The sequence below is a fragment of the Roseivivax isoporae LMG 25204 genome (assembly GCF_000521865.1).
GTDB classification, from domain to species: domain Bacteria; phylum Pseudomonadota; class Alphaproteobacteria; order Rhodobacterales; family Rhodobacteraceae; genus Roseivivax; species Roseivivax isoporae.
Genome location: NZ_JAME01000164.1, coordinates 1 through 470, shown reverse-complemented (window position 1 = coordinate 470; position 470 = coordinate 1). Strand labels below are relative to the sequence as shown.

Annotated in this window: 1 protein-coding gene; it reads right to left on the bottom strand. The window is 71.3% G+C overall.

The features are described 5' to 3' along the window. Positions 1 to 470 (bottom strand): hypothetical protein (locus RISW2_RS25300; protein WP_043776001.1); only part of this gene is annotated, 470 nt, incomplete at both ends.

Sequence of the window (470 nt, the reverse complement as noted above, 5' to 3'; positions counted from 1 at the left end):
CTCGCGCGCGCCGGCCTCGGCCGCGAACTGCTCGTTCACGCTGGCGTAGATCTCGGACTGGGCGAAGGCGATGCCCTCGCGCAGCGCCTCGCGCTCCCGGAAGCCCTGCCAGAGGTCGTTGAACGTCTGGAAGGCCGAGGTGTCGATCTCGTCGGTCTGCCGGCGCGTGTCCTGCACCGTCTGGGTGATGTTCGCGCCGTCGAGCGTCTCGATCCGCACCTCGGCCGTCGAGAGCCGCGTCAGGGCATCCTCGAGCGTGGCCCGGTCCGCCTTGAGCGCGATCGTCGTCTCGAGGCTCCCGATCCGGACCGTAGCCGAGCCGAGCTCGGTCTCGATGCCGTCGACCCGCACCGTGTCGGCCTTGAGCGCGATGGCGCCCGCGACCGCGTCGAGCTCCGCCTCGGCCGTGCTGATCCTGAGCTGCAGGTCGTCGAGCACCGGCAGCTGCGTCGGATCGAGCAGCGCCTCGG